The organism is Cystobacter fuscus, assembly GCF_044360685.1.
GTDB classification, from domain to species: Bacteria; Myxococcota; Myxococcia; order Myxococcales; family Myxococcaceae; genus Cystobacter; species Cystobacter fuscus_C.
Genome location: NZ_CP043491.1, coordinates 495558 through 514622 on the forward strand (window position 1 = coordinate 495558; position 19065 = coordinate 514622).

Annotated in this window: 15 protein-coding genes; 5 read left to right on the top strand and 10 right to left on the bottom strand. The window is 66.5% G+C overall.

Annotation, left to right across the window (positions count from 1 at the left end):
- Nucleotides 1-273: 273 nt before the first annotated feature.
- Nucleotides 274-1533, bottom strand: coding sequence for an FAD-dependent monooxygenase (locus F0U63_RS02030; protein WP_395843104.1), 1260 nt, complete (start codon nt 1531-1533; stop codon nt 274-276).
- 361 nt (nt 1534-1894) lie between these two features.
- Between F0U63_RS02030 and F0U63_RS02035 the strand changes: the two genes are divergently transcribed.
- Nucleotides 1895-2842, top strand: coding sequence for a hypothetical protein (locus tag F0U63_RS02035; protein ID WP_395843106.1), 948 nt, complete (start codon nt 1895-1897; stop codon nt 2840-2842).
- 97 nt (nt 2843-2939) lie between these two features.
- Here the strand turns inward: F0U63_RS02035 and F0U63_RS02040 are convergent, their stop codons facing one another.
- On the bottom strand, nt 2940-4802 hold the full coding sequence (locus F0U63_RS02040; RefSeq protein WP_395843108.1) for a glycoside hydrolase family 71/99-like protein: 1863 nt from the start codon (nt 4800-4802) through the stop codon (nt 2940-2942).
- Between the two features lie 206 nt (nt 4803-5008).
- Between F0U63_RS02040 and F0U63_RS02045 the strand changes: the two genes are divergently transcribed.
- Both F0U63_RS02045 and F0U63_RS02050 read left to right on the top strand, forming a co-directional pair.
- Nucleotides 5009-6253 carry a YncE family protein gene (locus F0U63_RS02045; protein ID WP_395843110.1) on the top strand — a complete coding sequence of 415 codons (1245 nt, stop codon included), beginning with the start codon at nt 5009-5011 and terminating at the stop codon, nt 6251-6253.
- Between the two features lie 264 nt (nt 6254-6517).
- Complete coding sequence (locus F0U63_RS02050; protein ID WP_395843112.1) at nt 6518-7063, top strand: hypothetical protein; 546 nt, start codon at nt 6518-6520, stop codon at nt 7061-7063.
- A 133-nt stretch (nt 7064-7196) separates the two neighbouring features.
- On the opposite strand, the gene F0U63_RS02055 is transcribed toward F0U63_RS02050, so the two are convergent.
- Complete coding sequence (locus F0U63_RS02055; RefSeq protein ID WP_395843114.1) at nt 7197-7985, bottom strand: hypothetical protein; 789 nt, start codon at nt 7983-7985, stop codon at nt 7197-7199.
- 238 nt (nt 7986-8223) lie between these two features.
- On the opposite strand from F0U63_RS02055, the gene F0U63_RS02060 reads away from it, so the two are divergent.
- Nucleotides 8224-8517, top strand: a complete 294-nt coding sequence (locus tag F0U63_RS02060) for a hypothetical protein (RefSeq protein ID WP_395843117.1) — start codon at nt 8224-8226, stop codon at nt 8515-8517.
- 353 nt (nt 8518-8870) lie between these two features.
- Here F0U63_RS02060 and F0U63_RS02065 read toward each other — a convergent pair whose 3' ends face one another.
- The 3 genes from F0U63_RS02065 to F0U63_RS02075 form a co-directional block, all read right to left on the bottom strand.
- On the bottom strand, nt 8871-10121 hold the full coding sequence (locus tag F0U63_RS02065; RefSeq protein WP_395843119.1) for an imm11 family protein: 1251 nt from the start codon (nt 10119-10121) through the stop codon (nt 8871-8873).
- Nucleotides 10122-10247: 126 nt separating this feature from the next.
- The gene (locus F0U63_RS02070; RefSeq protein ID WP_395843121.1) at nt 10248-10916 is read right to left on the bottom strand and encodes a hypothetical protein; all 669 of its coding nucleotides are present in this window, start codon (nt 10914-10916) and stop codon (nt 10248-10250) included.
- 68 nt (nt 10917-10984) lie between these two features.
- Nucleotides 10985-12352 carry an AAA family ATPase gene (locus F0U63_RS02075; RefSeq protein WP_395843123.1) on the bottom strand — a complete coding sequence of 456 codons (1368 nt, stop codon included), beginning with the start codon at nt 12350-12352 and terminating at the stop codon, nt 10985-10987.
- 938 nt (nt 12353-13290) lie between these two features.
- Between F0U63_RS02075 and F0U63_RS02080 the strand changes: the two genes are divergently transcribed.
- Complete coding sequence (locus tag F0U63_RS02080) at nt 13291-13617, top strand: hypothetical protein (RefSeq protein ID WP_395843125.1); 327 nt, start codon at nt 13291-13293, stop codon at nt 13615-13617.
- Between the two features lie 51 nt (nt 13618-13668).
- Here the strand turns inward: F0U63_RS02080 and F0U63_RS02085 are convergent, their stop codons facing one another.
- The 4 genes from F0U63_RS02085 to F0U63_RS02100 form a co-directional block, all read right to left on the bottom strand.
- Nucleotides 13669-15951 carry a TonB-dependent receptor gene (locus tag F0U63_RS02085; RefSeq protein WP_395843127.1) on the bottom strand — a complete coding sequence of 761 codons (2283 nt, stop codon included), beginning with the start codon at nt 15949-15951 and terminating at the stop codon, nt 13669-13671.
- A gap of 119 nt (nt 15952-16070) precedes the next feature.
- Nucleotides 16071-17360, bottom strand: coding sequence for a PepSY-associated TM helix domain-containing protein (locus F0U63_RS02090; protein ID WP_395843129.1), 1290 nt, complete (start codon nt 17358-17360; stop codon nt 16071-16073).
- A 49-nt stretch (nt 17361-17409) separates the two neighbouring features.
- A complete protein-coding gene (locus F0U63_RS02095) occupies nt 17410-18273 on the bottom strand; it encodes an energy transducer TonB (RefSeq protein WP_395843131.1) in 864 nt (287 codons plus the stop codon).
- Nucleotides 18274-18363: 90 nt separating this feature from the next.
- Nucleotides 18364-19044 carry a Fe2+-dependent dioxygenase gene (locus F0U63_RS02100; RefSeq protein ID WP_395843132.1) on the bottom strand — a complete coding sequence of 227 codons (681 nt, stop codon included), beginning with the start codon at nt 19042-19044 and terminating at the stop codon, nt 18364-18366.
- Nucleotides 19045-19065 lie beyond the last annotated feature (21 nt).

Below are 19065 nucleotides of genomic sequence, written 5' to 3' on the forward strand. Positions count from 1 at the left end.
CCTGATCCTCAGATGGGGCCGCTCCCTCGGATTTTGTGGCAGTGACTGATCGCGACACAGTGCATGTTCCTCGACGGCTCACCGCCCGGCCGACCGAGTGGTGAGGCTCCGAGGACTCCGGGGCCCCGGTTGTACTCGGGCGGTTCGGAAGGTCGGGTGTCGGCTCATGAATGGTCGTCGCGTCCTCTCTCCGAGACTTCGCGGGTGCTCGACCAGCACGGCACGGTCCTTCTCGAGGTGCATCGCGGCGATCTGCGGCGCATCCTGCTCGACTCACCGGGGCCGGGCGTAATACACGTGCATCCCGCGCGTGGTGGCGTCCCACCACTCCACCATGCGCGCCTCGTCCATCGCGCCCCAGTCCGGCGCCTCGGTGAGCATCGCTCGCCCCAGCGCCTTGCCCAGGCTCACCTGCTTGTCCCCCGCCTCCCATACCTCCTCGTTCCACGCCCGCAGCGCCTCGTCCAACGTGCCGTGCGTCCGCAGCGCCTGGCTCAACGCCATCGCTTGTTGCTGCGCCTTGATCGCTCCCCCCGCCGTGTGCGGCCGGGCGATGGAGCTCGCGTCTCCCATCAGGCACACCCGCCCCCGCACATATGCCGGCACGTGCAAATCATAGACAACCTGGATGAAGGGCTCCGCCGTGGAACAGATGACCTCCGCGGCCACCCCGCGCAGCGCCTGCCGGGCGTGCTCGTGCAGGGCTCGGACGTGCTCCCCCCGTGCCGCCCCTCGCGGCAGTGACGTCTCGTGCCGGCGGCCCCGCTTGTCCGTCAGCAACTCCCCGAGCCGCGCCTCGGGCGTCAGCGTGTACCAGGCCCAGTTCACCCTCCGCTGCCCCGACGCGCACTCCTCCCTGACCCCGGGAATGGCGTAGAGGATGCACAGTCCTCCCTCGTGGACGGCCCACTCCACCCGGCCCTCCGCTCCATACGTCGCGGCGGGCACCCGCTCCTCCTCCACCATCCCCCGCCACATGAGATAGCCGGCGTACTCCGCTTTCACCTCGGGGAAGAGTTGCCCGCGGCCCCAGGACTGATAGCCATCCGCGAAGACCACCAGGTCGAACGTGAAACGCCGCCCGTCCTCCAGTACGAGGGTGACCGGGCCGTCCGTCCGCGCCTCCACGCCCGTGACGTCGCACCCCCGGTGGTACACCTTCTCGGGGACGCGCTTGCGGTGGTTGGCGAAGAGCTGGCCCCAATTCATGCCCGCCACGGAGGCCGGCTGCACCCGGAGGATGCGGCCCCGAGGCTCTCCCTCCGCCGGTACCGTCCACATGGAACTCCCCGCCTCGACGACGGGAAAATGGGAGTCCACCAGGTCGCGTTGTTTGAGCAGCTCCAGATGGGGGAGGGAGGTGGTGATGCCCGCTCCCCGGTCCTCGAACTGCCCCGTGGAGCGCTCGAATACTTCCACCTCACACCCGGCGCGAGACAGCTCGATGGCGCACACGCAGCCCGCGATCGAGCCCCCCACGATTCCGACCCTCAGCCCCTTCGCACACTCCGAAGCGGATACCTCCATGTCCATGCGTCCTCCCGGGCGCATTGTACGAGGTGTTTGACACCTTCCGGGGCATCCATGGTTGAGCACCACTTCCCCTCGTTTCTTGACATTGCAAGGGTGGGGTTGACTGATTCTGGAAGGGCTTCTCGGGCATGGGATAGGCGATGGCCGTCGCACCGGACTCTTCCCCAAACGACGCCGCGTGCTTGAAAGGGACATTGGCGCCTTGACGTAAATGGTTGGCGTCCTGGTGTGTGTAGCGAAAAAGAAAAAAGGGGACACTGGGCCACTGTCCGCTCTGCTCGCGGCAGCACCTCGATAGCCAGATCCCTCCCTTCCCCGCCAGGCCCGACATGAGGAGCCTTGGCAAAGAAAGGCAACAACCATGAGCAATAACCGAGAGAGTTTCTTCCAGACGTGGCGCGGCGTGTCCCTGGCCGTGTTGGGCGCCGCATGGAGCCTGGCCGGCTGCGGCCCCACCCCCGAGCTGTCGGAGCACGCCACCGGACTCCGCGAGGAGGGCGCCAGCCTGGCCACGTGTCCCTACAACTCGATCCAGTCGCGCGTGCAGCCGAACATCACGATCCCCTGGACGCAGACCCTCTCCATGACGCTGGGAGGGAGCATCAATGTGGGGGCGTTCCAGAATGGCTCCGGTCAGATCACCTCCTGCTGCACGACCATCACCGTGACGGGTCCCAACGGCTACCTGGTCTATCCCGCCAACCTGGGCACCCTCACCCCGCCGACCGTGGGCACCTACTATGTGACCGCCACCTGCGGCGGCCTCTCCGAGACGGCCACCGTCACCATCACGCCCAACACCGGCACGATCATCCTGCTCGAGAACGGCAGCATGGAGACGCAGAGCACGGCCCAGTACGGCACCATCGCCAACTGGGGCCCCAGCGGAGCCTGGGCGTGGCATTCCCAGTATCCGCGCAACGGCAACGCGGGCCTGGGCGCCCGTTTCGGCTACTACTCGGCTGGCACCCAGGAGACGGTGGGTCAGCTCATCCCCGGGCTGCGCTTCCAGGCCAACAAGAGCTACACCTTCCGCAGCTATGCCCAGGGCGGGGGAGACAACACCGGCGTCGTGCCCTACCAGATCGGCTACGCCGCGATCGACAACTCCCCCACCTCCTTCGTGGCGCTCGTCACGGGCCGCGTCACGGTGGGGGCGGACTGGGTGCTGACCAGTGGCGTGACCTTCGTTGCCCCTTCCTCCGGCGTTCCCCTGGGCAAGCAGGTCATGGTCCGCTTCGGCCAGGGCTCCGACGGCGGCGTGGGTGACATCTGGTTCGACAACCTCGAGTTGCGCACCATGCCCTGAGCCCTCGCTCGGACGGCGCGTAGAGGTTGTACGAGGTGTTTGACACCTTCTGGAGGGCTCCTTCTGGGGGCCCTCCAGCCCCTCGTCCCCCCCGGGCCTAGTTGCTGATTTCGATGTCGTCGACGTACCCGACGAAGTCACCCGTCAGGGGACCGTAGTCGTAGGCGATCAAGATCCTGTCGATCGTCTTGCCCGCGAGCCACTGGCCGATCCGGGACTTCGTCTGCGTCCACGCGTTGACGGTGCCGCGGATGGCTCCCGGGTGCATGCCGAGGCCGTTGACGTCCGTCGCGCCCGAGTCCCGGAGGGACGTGCCGTCCGTCATGATGAGATCCACGGTCACGTGCTGGGACAGGCTGTTCTGGGGGTAGGTCCAGAAGGACAGCTGGGTCGACGCCTGCACCGGGATGTGGACGTCATAGGCCTTGAAGTACGCGAAGGAGCCCGTGGCCGCGGTATCTCGCCCGGAGAGCCGCAGGGCCCTGCTTCCGCCGTGGGCCCGTTCTCCCGAGACGACGCCGAACCCGGCGCTGCCCGTGCCTCCAGGGCCCGTCACTCCCACGCTTCCCCCTCCCGTCGGGTCGATGGTGTTGCTCCACGTGAGCGCGGCATCCGTCTCCTCCCCACCCGTGCGGAACCAGACGGGTCCGTTCGTGTAGGGGATGGGAACGGTCGGCGTGAGCGCATCGAGCCCTTCGATCATCCTCGTCACCTTGCCCGCCAGGCGCAGGTAGAAGTCGGAGGAGATGTAGCTGCCGTCGGAGCTCAGCGTGAGGAAGTACTGGTTGGTGGGCGTCATCGACGAGTCCTCGGCCGCCTTCGCGATGGCCGTTCCCTCGTCGTACTCGTCGAACATGGCGATGTAGGCCGCGGGGATGCCCGCGCTCCGGATGTTGACGGCCTGCTTCCACATGAACGCGCCCCCGCGCCGGGGGATCTCGTTCTTCGGCCCGCCGTTCCAGTTGTACCAGGCGAAGCCGGGGAACAGGACCGGCTGGTAGGCCATGCCGTAGGTGGCGCAGTAATCGCGGTCGGGAATCACGTGGGTGTTCATGTAGCTGTCGATCTCCACGTCGTGCTTGTAGCGCCCGACGGTCCACGGAGAGATCATGTGGAACTTCTTGTACACCTCGGTGAAGCCCGGCTTCGAGTCTCCGCTGCTGGTGCGCCAGTTCGTCGGCACTCCGCCAATGACATAGGTGCCCTGGGCGCGGAACCAGTCGATGAGCTCCGCGGAGCGTGCCGCGGAGTTCGACCGATCCGCGAAGCCCACTCCCCAGATGGCCACCACCGGTTTTCCATCCTGCACCGCATAGCGGGGGGAGGCGGTGAGTTGGAGCTGGCCGACGATCGTCTTCGTCCAGTCGTCCTTGATCATCTGGACGAAGGTGGCATCGTCCATGCCGGAAATGTCATACATGATGTAGAAGAGGCGTCCGGTCGCCTCGGCGGCGGTCTTCACCTTGGTGGCGACGCTGTTGCGGTGCTCCATGAACACCCCATCCGTCGTCATGAACCGCTGCACCGCGGCCCCGTCGATGCCGTACTGCTGCATCCACTGGAAGTGCTTGTTCACGACGTCCGCCGAGTACGAGGAGAACAGCTTCGCTGGCGCTCCGTTTCCCAGCGGCGCATAGCCGGTCTGGAAGAGCGACCCGGGCGGGTACTCCGAGACGTCCGGGTACAGATCGAAGCTCTGATAACCCGGAGCGGGCATTCCCTGGTTGGACCGGTAGGTCCCCCCCGACCAGTGGTACCACCGCTCGACCGGCGACCCGTCACCATAGGCCGAGAACCAGCCCTGGTAACCGGCGATGACCTTGTCCTTGATCCCCTGCGAGACGACCGCTTGTGTCGTCTCGCCCGCTGGTTCCGTGGGGCGCGGCTGCATGGCTTCATCCTGCTCCACGCATCCCGCCGCGTTGAGCGCCAGGGACACCGCCAGCAGCAACCTGTTCAAGCGTCTTGCATTCATCCCGAAGGAGTACAAATCAGGATCCTGACTGTCAAGTAATAGTGGATAAAGCCGTTTAATGTGGATGATCGGAACGGGTGGGGGGGTGTTTCCCCTCCCTTTGGTGGGGGCGATGTCGCGGCGTGGCTTGGTAACTCCCCTCGCGTTGCGGTCCAGACTGCAACGCTGACTCCTCCCGAAGAGGTCCTACGATGAGTACCCAGCAAGTGGGCGTGAGCTTGTGCCGATGGTGCGCTCGGGCCGTTTCGTTGTTCTCCGCCGTATCGATGTTGGTTTCCTTCAGTGCCGCCGCCCAGGCGCCGATGCGCGACGTCCTGTTGGTCGGCAACAACTGGGACGGGACCGCCGACGTCATTGACGTGCGGACCTACCAGCGGCTGAAGCGCATCAACGTGATTCCGGACCAGAGCGAGCGGATGCAGGAGATCCTGCTCGACCCCGCGCGCCTGACGTACTTCCTGCTCATCCGCGAGCAGGTGGGCGAGGGCCATGATCAGTTCGTGGATGACATGTTCGCCTCGAAGGACGGGCAGGTCATCTACGTCTCGCGGCCGAGCTTCGCGGACGTCGTTGCCCTCCATGTGGGCACCGGGAAGATCCTGTGGCGGACGCGGGTCGACGGTCAGCGCGCCGACCACATGGCCATCTCGCCGGATGGTACCCGGCTCGCCGTCTCGGCCTCGACGGCCAATCGCGTGAACGTCATCGACACCGCCACGGGGAGCATCGTCGGCTCCTTCTCCGCGGGGGACAACCCGCACGAGAACAACTACACCCGCGACGGCAGCAAGATCTTCAACGCCAGCATCGGCTTCGTCTACACGCCTTTCGATACCCCGGACCTGGACGGCACCAAGGGGGATCGCTTTCTCCAGATCGTCGATGCACGCACGTTGCAGGTCCTCAAGAAGATCAACGTGCGCCAGAAGCTCGCCGCGCTCGGGATGCCCGACATGAGTGCGTCGGTCCGGCCGATGGCGCTTTCCCCCGACGAGCGGTTCCTCTACTTCCAGGTGTCGTTCTTCCACGGCTTCGTGGAGTACGACCTGCAGGAGGATCGCGTGACGCGGCTCGCCCACTTGCCGGTCCCCGAGGAAGTCCAAGCGCTGCGCCGTGACCAATACGTGCTCGACTCCGCCCACCACGGACTCGCGATGAGCGGCGATGGGACCAAGCTCTGCGTGGCGGGAACGATGTCCAACTACGCGGCGATCGTCTCTCGCGAGACGCTCCGCTACCGCATCCACCCGCTCGGCGCGCGGACCTACTGGGCGACCACCAGCGCCGATGGCAACTACTGCTTCGTCTCGGTGGCGGGCGACGACACCGTGTCGGTCCTCTCCTACGCGACCGAGCAGGAGGTGGCCCGGATCCCCGTCGGCGACCACCCACAGCGTGCGCGCACCGCGAAACTCGCGGCGCCGCTCTTCCCCTGAAGAACGAGCCCCCATCGATTCAGGCCCGTGGCCGGCCAGCCGCTTCACTTCCTCCATACCCGGCCACGGTTCGTCACGCTCCCATCACTCGGGCCAACGTCACGAGGCCCTGGTCCGTCACGCTCCCATCACGCGGGCGAACGTATGAAGCGCCCACTCCACCGGTACCCCCGAGTCGATGGGCCGTTCTCGAGGGGGGCGCGTGGGTCTTCGGTGAGAGTGCGGTTCCATTCCATGTCGATGAAATATCTGGAGGAAGTTCACATGAACGTCGTATCGAGCATTTCGGGTGTTGCTCTGGCCATTGCCCTGTCCGCGGCGCCTGCGTACGCGAGCGCGCCCATTGCGTGCAGCACCCGCGTCGATTCCTTCCTGAACGCCTCGCGGTCCGACGGCAGGCGGGTCCTGGGGATCGGGTCCGCGGTGACTGCCCGTGGAGCCCTTGGCTTCACGCACTTCGCGATGGCGCAGGGCTATCAGATCGAGACGACTCCGCTTCACACGTCGGCGGCCCCCCAGAGCGCGACGTTCGCGCTCGGGTACAACGCGACGTCGGACGTGTTCACGGGGGATTTCACCGAGGTGTTCACCGACCGTGGCAACGGCGACGAGGACCGCACCTCCCTGTGGGTCGCGCGCGGCGGAAGCTTCTGGCTCCGCTCCGTCACCTGGAGCGGCAGCTGGCTGCAGTTGCAGAACGTCGTGTGCTACGCCGGCCCGCAGAACCAGCTGGTGGTCACGGGAAGCATCGACAACCCGGGCCTCGGGAGCGATCACTGGTCCTTCGTGCTCGTTCGCGATGCCCTGTGATGACCTCCGCTGAGCAGGGAGTACGACAGTCTTGATGCTCACGCGGCGAGGGCAATGGAGGAGTGTTGCCCTTGCCGCGTGACACCTCGCCAGGGCACACGCTCGAGCCGTGCCCGAGCGAGCGGAAGCGATCTCACGGTTGGGCCGACTGGGGCGGACGGTCCTTTCGCGCGACGGGCAGGTAGCACTTGCCCTTGTACTCGGCGTGATCGTCCTCGCACGGAGGACGCTGTTCGAGCGCCACCCAGCACCCATTGTTGATGGCCACTTCCCCTCGTTTTTTGACATTGCAGGGTGGGATCAACTGATTCTGGAAGGGCTTCTCGGGCAAGGGATAGGCAATGGCGGTCGTACCGGACTCTTCCGAGTCGATGAAGTACACGGCTTTCTTCGGGGAGCGGACCTCGGAATCCAGGCTGGCCGTGGGCTGAGGTGGAGTGTTGGGATGCTTCTCGACGTACAGCCAGACGCTCAGCCCCAGTGAGAGCATGGCGAGACCCGCGAGCGCCATTTCTTGTCTGAAGACAGACTTGCGGCCCGTGTGCGGCGCCGAGGACTTCGCATCTCCCCCGCGCGAGGAGGCGAGGTGGGCGCGCACCTGCGGATTGTCCTCCACCCGCGTGACCGCCGCGGTGGTCATCACGAGGAGGTTGGCCAGGTCCGACACATCGAGCGGGGCGGGCGCCTGCTCCACCTTCACCACGACGGAGGACCAGTTCGGGTCGAAGAGGAGCTGGACCCGCCAGGGGCCCTCGGGTTGCCAGTTCACGTCCCCACCGGGCCGCAACAGCAGCACCGGGGCTCCCGTGTCCGTGTGCCAGGCCTCGTAGAGACGCCCGAGACCCGGTCCCAGCTCGTCATGGCTCGCGCCGAGGTGGAAGGGTCCCAATCTGACGCTCGCCCAGTGTTGCTCGTCCGCCATGTGCCGCTCCTTTCCCGCGATAGGAAGCGGACTTGACCTTTCGAGTCAAGGCCCCTGGTGGGTCCTGTCGGGTACGATGCGGACGCTGAAGAATCTGAGGGACGGAGGGTCCGCCACCCGGGACGTGAACTCGGGAGGGTGGGAGCGCCGGGCGAGGACGGAAACGGCGCTTGCCCTGTCGCCATTGGCATGGATATCCTGGAAAGAGAGCAAAAGCTGTCAGGACCAGGAGAAATACATGCGAGCGGCAATCATTGCAGGGCTGATGGCGGCGGGACTGCTGGCGGGCTGTGGCATGTCCGACGGACAGGAGGAGATCTCGTGCGCCAACGGCGCCACGTGTATCGGTTCCGCCGTCGAGTGCGAACAGCAGTGCGGCCTGTCTGGTGCGAAGGTGGAGCCGGCTGAGCCCACCCGCACCGAAGCCGGCTTTCACTTGTTCTATTGTTGCGATGGCACCGAATGCATCAACACGGCGATCTTCTGTGGCCGCTACTGCAACGAAAACGAGCGCGGCGGCATCTGCTCCTGAGGCCATTGCCGAGGTAACACCTGCCGTTCCGCGAATGCGGTGACCCGCCCTGGTCATGCAGGGCGGGCCGCTGTACCCCGAGAGGGTACGTGGACTGGCGTGGATGCTGCTGATCCTGGGACGTGGCGGAGCAACCCGCCGAGACCAGTTCTTGTTTCGCTGGCTCCGCCCATGTCTGGAAAAGCCTCAGGCAGTGTTGCTCGTCCGCCATGTGCCGCTCCTTTCTCGCCATAGGACGCGGACTTGACCTTTCGAGTCAAGGCCCTGGGCGGGTTCTGTCGGGTACGGTGCGGATGCTGGAACCATCCAGAGCCGAGAGCAGGTGGCCCTCTCGTCACCTGATTTGTGCGCCGTCACACCACGGAGCGGCGCCAAGCGCGGGACAGGTGTTCGTCGCTGCCTTGGATGAAGCGGCGCACCAGCTCGTCCCGTCCGCGCTTCCCGTGCTCCAGTAGGTACGCCAACTCCGGCGGCATCAAGACCTTGATGGTGACCAGCCGCACCTCCCCGGCGGGCAGGGTGAAGCGGCTTGGCAGCGTGCTCGATTCCATGCCCAGCAACACCCCCACCCTGCCGTCCTTCGTCAGGAGCGGTTCGGGCATGTCCTTGCCGGGGAGTTCCATGGATAGGAAGCCTGCCTCGAGCTTTTCGCGCAACTGCTCGTGTTCGGCCACTTCGTTGCTCACCCTCTCCAGCAGTAGCAGGGGCCAGCTCTTCTCGACATCCTGAAGGGGTTCACCTGTCTCCAGCGCGAGTTCCAGGCCGAAGCCCACGGATGGCTCCACGCGCTCCACGAAGAAGTCCGAGAGTCCGTCGGTCACCAACAGGGTACGTCCCTCCGTGCGGCGGATGACGCGCCAGACCTGCCGTCGTGCCGGCCAGTTCCCTCCGACGACGATGGGGATGATGACCTCCTCCTCCATCCTCCCCAGGGTGCGCCAGAAGGCTTCGCGGGCCGCGTCCATCTGTGCTCGCAGCTCCAGGAGCTTGTGGTTGCGTTCGCGCTCCTCAGGAGCGATGGCGCTCGGGCCGGAGACCTCCTTGAACTTCATGCCTGTGACACCCGCGCGCTCCAATGCTTCCTTGATGTCCTCGGACACGATGAGCGCCACCGTCCACCCCCAGGTGCGGAACACCCTGGCCTCGCCCACCTGGGCCGGGTCGATACGCAGTCCGTGGACGGCTCGGTACTCGCCGACCCTGTCCGGTCGGCCATCCTCCGGCTTCCAGTACTGCACCTGCGCGGATGCATGGTCGTCGATGCACCGGAGAGTGCGGGTCGCGACGAGGATGCAGTATGGCCCGGGCTGTCCGTCGATATCGACCGGGATGACTTGTACATCGTCGGATGCCAGCTCCGCGAAGATGCTGGCGGCCCGCTCGTGAACGATGGGCGTGACACCGACGCCCGCCAGGGAGAAATCGAGCGGTTTCCCTGGATGATCGATGGGGATTCGGAGTCGCTTCTCGACGCGGACAGGGACTCCATCCGTGAACTGCCATGGGTCATCGAGTTCATGGCCTTGTGAATCCGTCGGATCTCCCAGCAGCCAGCGCCCAGGAACTTCCATGTCATCGGAGAGCTTGAAGTACCGCATGGTCATGAGCCTGCCTGCGCGTCAGTTCCGAGTGACCCACTGGTTGAGGGGCGTGCCAGATGTGGAGATCTCCCTCGCCGGAACCCGGAGTTCCCCGACGAGTGCTTCCCTGCATTTGGTGCTCTGCGGACGTCAGCGCAGGAAGGCGCGGGTCATCGCGGCGTATTCACTGGAGTCCTGCTGCATGCTCTGGAGCTGGTCCCGGGCCTCCGAGGCCTCGGGGATGGGGAGCTTGCTGATGGTTTGCAGCGCTTTGACATGACTCAGGTGTCTTCTCCGCTGCTCGGCCAGTTCCACCCGCCGGAGCCCCAGGGTGCGAATCGTCGTCTCCCCGCGCTTGTTGCCCTCCACTGCGTAGGGCACTTCTTGCCGGAAGGAGATGAAGGTTTCGGGATCATCCGCCGCCGGGTCGAGCAGCAGAGGGTCTTCCACTGACACATCGTCCTTGTGGTTGCGAGCCCTTCGCTTGGGCGTCTTCAAGGGGAACAGGTTCCTCTTGAACTGCTGATTGCAGAGCGTGCAGGACAGGAAGAGGTTCGTCCACTCGTAGGCGAGCCAGTAATAGCCAGGTCGACCGAGGGGCTCCTTCTCCTTCTGACGCCACCCCGCCTTGGGGCGGAAGTGCTCGACGTCCCCGTAGGAAATGTGGGCGAAGTTCGATTCACAGAAGGCGCACTTGAGATGCTGTGCTTTCCGGAGAGCCGCCTTGACGGTCTCATGCCCATAGAGGCCCGAGTCGAACTCGAACGACTTCTTGCCGGTCTCGTAGCTCCGGGGCGAGCGTGAATGCGCCGCTCTCATGGTACGCAGGGCGTGTGCTCCTTTCGTCCGAAGGACTTCGGGCGGCTCGGCCGGCTTGCGGACGCGGATCACTTCCGGCCATCCTTCAGGCGCTCGGCGGCGCGTTGGATGAGTTCGAGAGCTTCGCGCTCGGTCTTCGTCTCGCCCGTGGGCAGAGGACCGATCATGGACTCCAACTCGCGCAGTCTGGCTTTGTCCTTCTGTGTCAACCGGGGTTTGGAGAGTAGGGCGGTCCGCTCCTTGAGGAGTTCCTCGATCTGGGGCGGCCGGGCCGTCTTCAGTCCGAACAGATCACTCGTGAGTATCTGGTCCACCCGCCAACCCCGGATGGATTCCACGTCGTTGTCGATGACGACGTGGTCGCCCTCTCGTCTCAGGACCACGATGTTCGCATCCGTGGCACTCTGAACGACGAGCGGGCTGTGCGCGGTCACGATGAATTGGGTTCGAGGGAAGCGCTCGGTCAGGTAGCCGATGAGCTGGCGCTGCCAGGTCGGGTGCAGGTGGAGATCGATTTCATCCACGAGGACCACCGCTGGTTCCGCGAGCGGGTTGGGGCTTTCGGGATAGCGCTCGAACAAGCGGCTCGCGAGGTCCACCAGCCATGCGATGAGCGTCCGGTATCCCAGGCTCAAGCCCCGCATTGGGACCCATCCGTAGGGCGTTTGGACCTCCACCCTGGCATTGCGGCTGCTCTCATTGGGAGGGATGAAGCGCAGGTCGCTCACCTCCGGGAGCAGGTCAATGAGAAGCTGTTTGATTCGGTCGCGCTTCCGCGCGGCTCCACCGGGTTGGCGTGACGCCTTGCTGGCGGCGTAATCCGCTTGCAGGAGCCACTCCTCGGCGTTTCTCAGGGGTACATCTTCAAAGAAGAGACTGTCGTTGTGCTGGGCTTCCTTCGGCGCGGACAATGCGCCAGTTCCCATTCGGCGAGTCGCTCCGTAGCCGTGGCACACCAATGAGAGGAAGGATTCATCGATACCATCCCATTCAAAGTATCCCCTTTCAGGTTCGAATTTGTATTCCACCCGGACAGGTTCTTTTCGTTCATCACCAGCGAGGAGTCCGCCCTCCATGGCTTCGACAGCCAAACGGGCTACACCCATGTGTTGATGAGTCGGAAACCAAGGCTGACCGAAAGCTTTGGGAACGTAGGCGTTCTCGCGACTGGAGCGCGGCGAATCGGGTTCGAACGTCGTGAGAGCCTGCAGCAGGGTTGTCTTGCCCATGCCGTTGTTGCCGAGAATCACCGTCCACCTCGCCGGACGTCCCTGCTCATCGGCGAGCCGCAGGGTTTGCGTGGGCCCGAAGCAGCGGACGTTCTCGAGGGTCAACGAAAGCAGGTAGACGGGCAGGGGCCTCGAGGGGAGTTGCTTGCGCGAGCCCGCCCTTACCCTCTTGGACTGCTGTGCTCTTCCCCGGCTTTTCGTGGCCATGTTGATCCTCACGCGTGCCTACCTCGGCGCCACATGCAGGCGATGTACCACGAAGGTCGGACTCCGCCCAGCCCAGGCTGCAGGCTCGCTGATGGGGGGAGTTCGCGGCTCACAGGATGGCGAGGTGGGCTGACCTCATTCCGTCCTGGACAACTGCGCTTGGTCTTGTCGCGCCGCCCTTTCTCTTCGTACTCTCGCCTCTTTCATCTCCACGTTGCGTCCTTTGGAGCGCGAATGATGAAATCCTTGAAGTGGTTCCTCATCCTGTTGATGACCTTCGCTTTATGTGGCGCAGGACCCAATGAGGTACGGGGATTCATCACGCCAGGAAAGTTCGATTACAGACAAATTGTCCCGGTAGATGTTGATGGGGGATGGCAAGCGGTCTGCTTTCGTGCGGCATTTATCCATGGGAACACAGGGAATACCGTTCGTTGTACGTTCACGGTTGGCACACCAATCCGGCTTCGTCCGGGCGCACCACCTCCGCGAGAAATCACGAGAGAGCGGGCACAAGTAGCAGGGGCGAGTGCTGCCAATCAAGCCGCATATCTCGTGCTCTCGAAGGCCTCACCCGAGGTAATGTCCGCTGTACTCTGCGGGGCCTTTGTCGAAGAGTACAATCGAATTCTCAAAATCAGTCTACCTGGATCCCGAGTCAACAATACCTGTGTGCACGATATCCCAGTCATCCCCATTTCACCGGATGGACAATGACAAGCGCCCGCCTTGCCTCGCTCATCGAAACCGCTCGACGATTCCATCCGCGCGGCATCAGTCCAGCGGATGAGCGGTACACCGAGACCCCCGAGTACCTCCGCGCCCGTGAGGCATGGCGGCGTGCATCGCGGAACGCGGAGCCCTGGCAACGTGTGCTGGCGCTTCTGCGGGAACGAGCCGCGCCAGCCTATCGCGTGCGAGATCTCACGGTGCCGTACATGCATCCCTCTTGGCGGGTGGCGCTCCTGCGTGAAGGCACGCCGTTCATCGCGGTGGGATGCGTGAGTGTGCTCGCCCCGGTTTTCTTCTGCTACGGCCTCCAGGGGTTGGAGCAAGAGCCCGAGGTGTTGCCGCGAGAGCGTCCTCAAGTGGCCGAGGGTATCGCGCTGATCGAGCGGGCACTCCAGGAGGTGTTCAACTACGAGCGGCTCTCGCCAGAAGAGGCCCTGGTGGTCGTGCCCGACGTGGAGGTCGAGCACTGCCCACCCGGTGGCTCAACGCTGCTGGCCGCGTTGATTTCCAATGACCTGAACCACTACGTGTAAGACGGGCGCGGCGGTCGCGGTCTTCCGCCCCGCCGCCTTCTCCGTGCGGGCTTAGAAGTGCACGCGCGCGGTGAGGAACGCCGAGCGCGCGGCGGCCGGGATGGCCTGGCCCGCGTAGTACTGGTCGTAGAAGAACCTGTTCGTGAGGTTGTTCACGTTGAGCTGCAGGTCCAGCCGCTCCCAGAGCGAGTAGCTGGCGAAGGCATCAAAGCGCCAGTAGTTGGGCACCTTGTTGTAGCCCTGCGCCGCCGAGGTCGGGTTGTTCACCGTCGTCACGTCCTGGTACACGGCGCCGCCACCCAGCGTCAGGCCGTCCAGGATGCTCACCGTGGTCCACAGCGACAGGCTGCGCTTGGGCGTGTTCGGCAGCGGCTGGCCCACCAGGTACGGGTTGGTGTGCTCACGGATCTCCGAGTCCAGGTGCGTGTAGTTGGCCAGCACCCTCCAGGCACTCGTGAGCTGCCCCGTCACCCCCACGTTGTAGCCCTGCACCCGCTGCGCTCCCTCGAGCACCAGCTGCGGCTGGGTGGGATCGCTGTTCGCCACGCGCGCGTTCGTCTTCTCGATGCGGAACACCGATGCGTTCAACCCCAGCCGCGACTCGAGCAGCTCCGCCTTGGCGCCAATCTCGTACGTCTGGTTGCTCTCCGGCTCGAGCGTGGCGTTGTTGTTGGCGAGCGCTCCCGCCTCCGCCGACGGGTTCGCGGACGTGCCGTACATGGCATACACGCTCGTCTTGTCCAGTGGGTGCAGCACGAGCCCCACGCGCCAGTTGAAGAGCGTGTCCTTGTTTTGCAGGCTCGTGCGCACGCCCGCCCGGTCCACCGCTGAATACCTCGTGCGGAAGACGTCCACGCGCGCCGAGCCGAGCACCTCCACGAAGCGGGAGATGGAGATCTGATCCGCCGCGTACACACCCACGTCCCACTGGCGGCTCTCGTTGGAGCCGGAGAAGACGCGGTTGACGGTGGTCAGGTCCGGCGTGGGCTCCGGGTCGAACAGGTCGGCGGGCAGGTTCGGTGAGGCGCCCGACGCGGTCAGGTTGTCCCGGTACTGGTCGCGCGACTCCCGTGACAGCTCGAGCCCGATGTTCGCCGTCTGCTTGACGATGCCCGTCTGGAGCTCGCCCCGCAGGTCCGTCTGGTTGATGAGGTAGAGGTGGTCCGTGTCCGTCTGGTAGCGCTCGCGGCCAATCGTTTCCGGATTGATGGCTGGCACGAGCCCTCGAGGAGACGTGGGACGGGAGAAGCGGTCCACCCCGCCCAGGCGCAGCGTGTTCGTCAGCCGCGGGCTGCCCTCACGCCCCTCGCCGAAGCGGTGCTGGAAGCGCGCGGTGCCCACGTGGGCGTTCACGCGCTCTCGGTCCTCGCCCCTCACGCCGTAGAAGACTTCCCTCCCCACGCCGTAGGTGATGCCCACCGGGCCGCCCTGGTAGTAGGGATGCCCGTAGTCCGGCACGCTCCGCTCGTGCTGGTAGAAGTAGTCGAAGTCCAGCGACGTGTTCTGCCCCAGCGCGATCGTCAGCGAGGGCGCGAAGCCCAGGCGGTTCTCGCTCACGTCGTCGCGGCCCGCGATGTTGGCGAGCTGCCCGAGCACGTTGATGCGCGCCTGCACGCGCTCACTGATCACGCTGTTGACGTCCACCTCCAGCCGGCCCGAGGGCGCCGTGCCGCCCGTGAGGCTCACGCTGCTCGTGGCGCGCTTGCTCGGGCGCTTCGTGGTGAGGTTGACGGCGCCTCCCGTCGAGCCCCGGCCGAAGAGCACGGCGGACGGACCGAAGAAGACCTCTACGCCGCCCAGGTTGAAGGTGTCCCGCGTGAACCAGCCCAGGTCCCGCACGCCATCGCGGAACGTGTCGCTCTGCGCCGAGAAGCCTCGCAGGTTGAAGGTGTCTCCCTGGCGCCCGCCCTCACCCGCGCTCACCGTGATGCCGGACACGTTGCGCAGCGCATCGCGCACCGTCGTCGCGTTCTGCTCCTCGATGACCTTCTCGGGCACCACCGTCACCGATTGCGGCGTGTTGAGCAGTGGTTGGGGCAGCCGCGTGAGGCCACTCTGCTCGGTGTGGTACTCGCGCGGGTCCGCCGCCTCCTGCACCTTCACCGTGGGCAGCACGAAGGTGTTCTCCGTGCCCTCGGACGAGGCTGGCGCGGCGGGGCTCTCGGTGCGCGGGGTCTCGGTGGGCGGCGTGGACTCCTGGGCGAGCGCGCCCCCCGTCGCGAGCGCCGAGGCGAGGCCCACCGCGGCCTGCCCCAGGGGCCAGAGCTTGCCGCGGACTCCTCCCGCGAGGCCCTTCGTCGCGCGGATGCCAGGGGTGTTGAGCTTGGATGACATGTTCGGTCCTTGTGCGTGCGGGGAGTTCGGTCCTCCGTGGCGCACCCCGGCCGTTCGCGCCGGGTGGGGCGCGCCGGTGGAGCGGTGCGTTTCGGAGGACGGGTGGAGGGGGGCGGCGATCAGACGGTGGGTTCGACCCGCTCGGCACCCGCGGTGTCTTCGGCGGAGGCAGCGGCGGCGCGCTTGCCCGGGAAGAAGCGGCGCCAGGACAGGGTGAAGCCCGTCCACACGAGGAAGAGTCCGCCCAGGCAGCCGACGGCGGCGAGGAACTGGCCGATCAGCCCGAGCGCCTCACCCGTGTGCAGGAAGCGCATCCACCGGCGCGCCCGGTTGCCCGCGGACAGGTCCGAGAAGGCGTCCTGGCGCAGCACCCGGGCGGTGTAGGGATCCAACGACACCTGCGTCGCCGCGAAGGGAGGCCAGGTGCCCGGCTCGCGCACGGCGAGGGTGAGGGCGGAAGGGGCGGGAGGCTTGCGCGCTTCTCCGGGGCCCTCGTTGCCGCCGGGCCGGGGACCACTCGCTCCCGGGCCGCGCGCGGGCGCGTTGCCGCGCGGAGGTCCGCCACCGCCCAGCCGCAGGGTGATGTTCTCCCAGGCGGGCACTTGCTGGCGGGCCTGGGCGAAGATCGCCTCGAGCGGCAGTGGCGCGCTTCCCGGCGGAGGCGTGGGCACCTGGACGGTGGGCCCGGGCGGCGGCCCTCCGGTGGCGGGAGGCGTCTCGCCCGCGAGCTTGAAGACGAGGTCCGAGATGCTCTTGTAGGAGATGACCATGCCCGTGGCCGTCATGACGATGAGTGCCGGCAGCAGCCAGAAGCCGATCACGTTGTGCCAGTTCCAGTCGCGCGCCTTGCCCTTGAGGCCGCGCCGGAACCACAGCGCGGGCCGCACGGTGCGCCACGTCCACTTGCGCGGCCACCACAGGTAGAGGCCCGTCACCGCGAGCGCGAGGAAGATGGCGTTGCTCGCGCCGGTGATGGCCTTGCCGATGGGGCGGCTGTCGCCCTGCGCGCCCAGCCACCGGTGCCAGTCCTCCATGAGGTGGAAGAAGGAGCGCCAGCCCGTGGCGCCCCAGTCGCGCACCTCGCCCGTGTAGGGATTCACGTAGACGCCGCCGGTGCGGCCGGTGCTCACCGTCACGGCGAGCGTGGGCTCGGGGTACTCCGTCACCGCCGAGGGCTGGGCTCCGGGGCGGGCGGTGCGCACGCGCGCGAGCAGCTCGTCGATGGGCAGGCGGGGCGCGCCCGGCGAGGGTACCTCCACGCGCCGCGTCTCCTGGTCCGCCCAGTCGAGGATTTCATGCTCGAAGGCGAGCGCGATGCCCGTGAAGGACATGACCGCGATGATGAGCCCGGCGAGGAGGCCCGCGATCAAGTGGGGCCAGAAGACGAGGGTGTGGACACTGATGCGCATGGCTGCTCGTGCGCGCGGAAAAGGGGAGGGCCCCCCCGCCGCGCGTGCTTCACTTCAAGGAGAACTGGACGGGAATCTCGACGATGACGCGCACCGGGCGGCCCTGACGGCCCAGCGCCGGAGAGAAGCGCCACTGGCTGACGGCGGAAATGGCCGCGGCATCCAGCGCCGCCACGGAGCGCACCACCCGCGTGCTGCCGGGCTCGATGCGTCCGTCCACGCCGATGATGACGCGCACGAGGACGAGTCCCTCGATGCCATCGTTCCGGGCCGAGCGGGGATACTGGGGTTTGACCTGCTGGAGCACCCGCGGCGGGCTCGCCACCTGCTTCAGCTCGAGCGCGCCCCCGGTGGCTCCCACCAGTCCGCCCTCCTGGCCACCGATCACGCCTCCGAGCACCCCCGCCAGGGTGTTGCCCACGCCCGCGCTGTCCAGGGCCAGCTCCTGGGCCGGGGCCTGCTCGGTGGCCGTCTCCGGCTCGGACACGGCCGGCTCGGGCTCGGGGGGCGTCTCCACGGGCTTCTCGGGGAGGGGCTCCTGGGGGAGGACGCGCGGGAACACCGGGCGCGGGGTGGGCGTGCGCGAGCGGGACTTCACCCGCTCGGGCTGCACCGCGCGCGTGGCCGTGGTGCTGGCGGCCGGCGGGGGCGGGGGCGCGAAGTGCATGAACACCAGCTCCGGCTCCTCGGGCGCCGCTTCCCGGGGCACGGAGGGCAGCGTCAGCCCCACCGCCGTCACTCCCGCGATTCCCCCATGCACGAGCGCCGCGAGCAGCAGGGCCCAGCCCCAGCGCTCCCGCTCGCCTCCAACTCGCGACGTCTCTCCCATGCGGAAGAGCCGCTCACGGACCGCGGGGGCACTCGCGTTGTCGGTGCCGGGCGGAGGCATCTCAATGGGGAAATTGAGAATCATTCTCATTTCTGCTCGGACGAGCAATATCCCACGATGCTGGGGGCGTCAACGAGGGGGGAGAGCGGAAGTTGAGGATCCCAGAAGCAGCGCTCAGGGGTCGGCCCATTGGCGCAGGAGGTTGTGGTAGACGCCGGTGAGCACGACGAGGGTGGGGCTCGCGGGCACTTCCTGGTTGAGCTGGCGGATGGCCATGTCGAGGTCGAAGAGCAGGGCGCGCTGGGAGACGTCGCGCACCATGCTCTGCACCCAGAAGAAGGAGGCGAGCCGCGCGCCGCGGGTGATCGGGGTGACGTGGTGGAGGCTCGAGGCCGGGTAGACGATGAGGTCTCCGGCGGGCAGCTTCACCGCGTGGCTGCCGTAGGTGTCCTCCACGACGAGCTCGCCGCCGTCATAGCTGTCGGGCTCGGACAGGAAGAGCGTGGCGGAGACGTCGGTGCGCAGGCGCAGGGGCGTGCCGGCGAGCGGGCGGATGGCGTTGTCCACGTGCGAGCCGAAGGTCATCCCCGGCTCGTAGCGGTTGAAGAGCGGGGGGAAGACGCGCTGGGGCAGCACGGCGGAGATGAACAGGGGGCTGTGCTCGAGGCCCCGGAGCACGAGCTCTCCCAGCTCGCGCGCCTGGGGGCTGTCCTCGGGCAGTTGCAGGTTCTGCTTCACCCGCGCGGACTGGTGGCCGGCGGTGGCGCGGCCGTCCTCCCAGGTGGCCTGGGCGAAGACGTCGCGGCAGTGGGCGACCTGGGCGGCCGTGAGGACGTGGGGGATGTGCACCAGCATGGGCGGGTTGTAACCACCCCC

Bases quoted from the DNA above. Each gene is read 5' to 3' on its own strand.
- F0U63_RS02065 (WP_395843119.1), bottom strand. From the start codon at position 10,121: ATGACCATGCGGTACTTCAAGCTCTCCGATGACATGGAAGTTCCTGGG.
- F0U63_RS02075 (WP_395843123.1), bottom strand. From the start codon at position 12,352: ATGGCCACGAAAAGCCGGGGAAGAGCACAGCAGTCCAAGAGGGTAAGG.
- F0U63_RS02095 (WP_395843131.1), bottom strand. From the start codon at position 18,273: ATGATTCTCAATTTCCCCATTGAGATGCCTCCGCCCGGCACCGACAAC.
- F0U63_RS02085 (WP_395843127.1), bottom strand. From the start codon at position 15,951: ATGTCATCCAAGCTCAACACCCCTGGCATCCGCGCGACGAAGGGCCTC.
- F0U63_RS02030 (WP_395843104.1), bottom strand. From the start codon at position 1,533: ATGGACATGGAGGTATCCGCTTCGGAGTGTGCGAAGGGGCTGAGGGTC.
- F0U63_RS02080 (WP_395843125.1), top strand. From the start codon at position 13,291: ATGCATCCCTCTTGGCGGGTGGCGCTCCTGCGTGAAGGCACGCCGTTC.
- F0U63_RS02060 (WP_395843117.1), top strand. From the start codon at position 8,224: ATGCGAGCGGCAATCATTGCAGGGCTGATGGCGGCGGGACTGCTGGCG.
- F0U63_RS02045 (WP_395843110.1), top strand. From the start codon at position 5,009: ATGAGTACCCAGCAAGTGGGCGTGAGCTTGTGCCGATGGTGCGCTCGG.
- F0U63_RS02035 (WP_395843106.1), top strand. From the start codon at position 1,895: ATGAGCAATAACCGAGAGAGTTTCTTCCAGACGTGGCGCGGCGTGTCC.
- F0U63_RS02090 (WP_395843129.1), bottom strand. From the start codon at position 17,360: ATGCGCATCAGTGTCCACACCCTCGTCTTCTGGCCCCACTTGATCGCG.
- F0U63_RS02100 (WP_395843132.1), bottom strand. From the start codon at position 19,044: ATGCTGGTGCACATCCCCCACGTCCTCACGGCCGCCCAGGTCGCCCAC.
- F0U63_RS02050 (WP_395843112.1), top strand. From the start codon at position 6,518: ATGAACGTCGTATCGAGCATTTCGGGTGTTGCTCTGGCCATTGCCCTG.
- F0U63_RS02055 (WP_395843114.1), bottom strand. From the start codon at position 7,985: ATGGCGGACGAGCAACACTGGGCGAGCGTCAGATTGGGACCCTTCCAC.
- F0U63_RS02070 (WP_395843121.1), bottom strand. From the start codon at position 10,916: ATGAGAGCGGCGCATTCACGCTCGCCCCGGAGCTACGAGACCGGCAAG.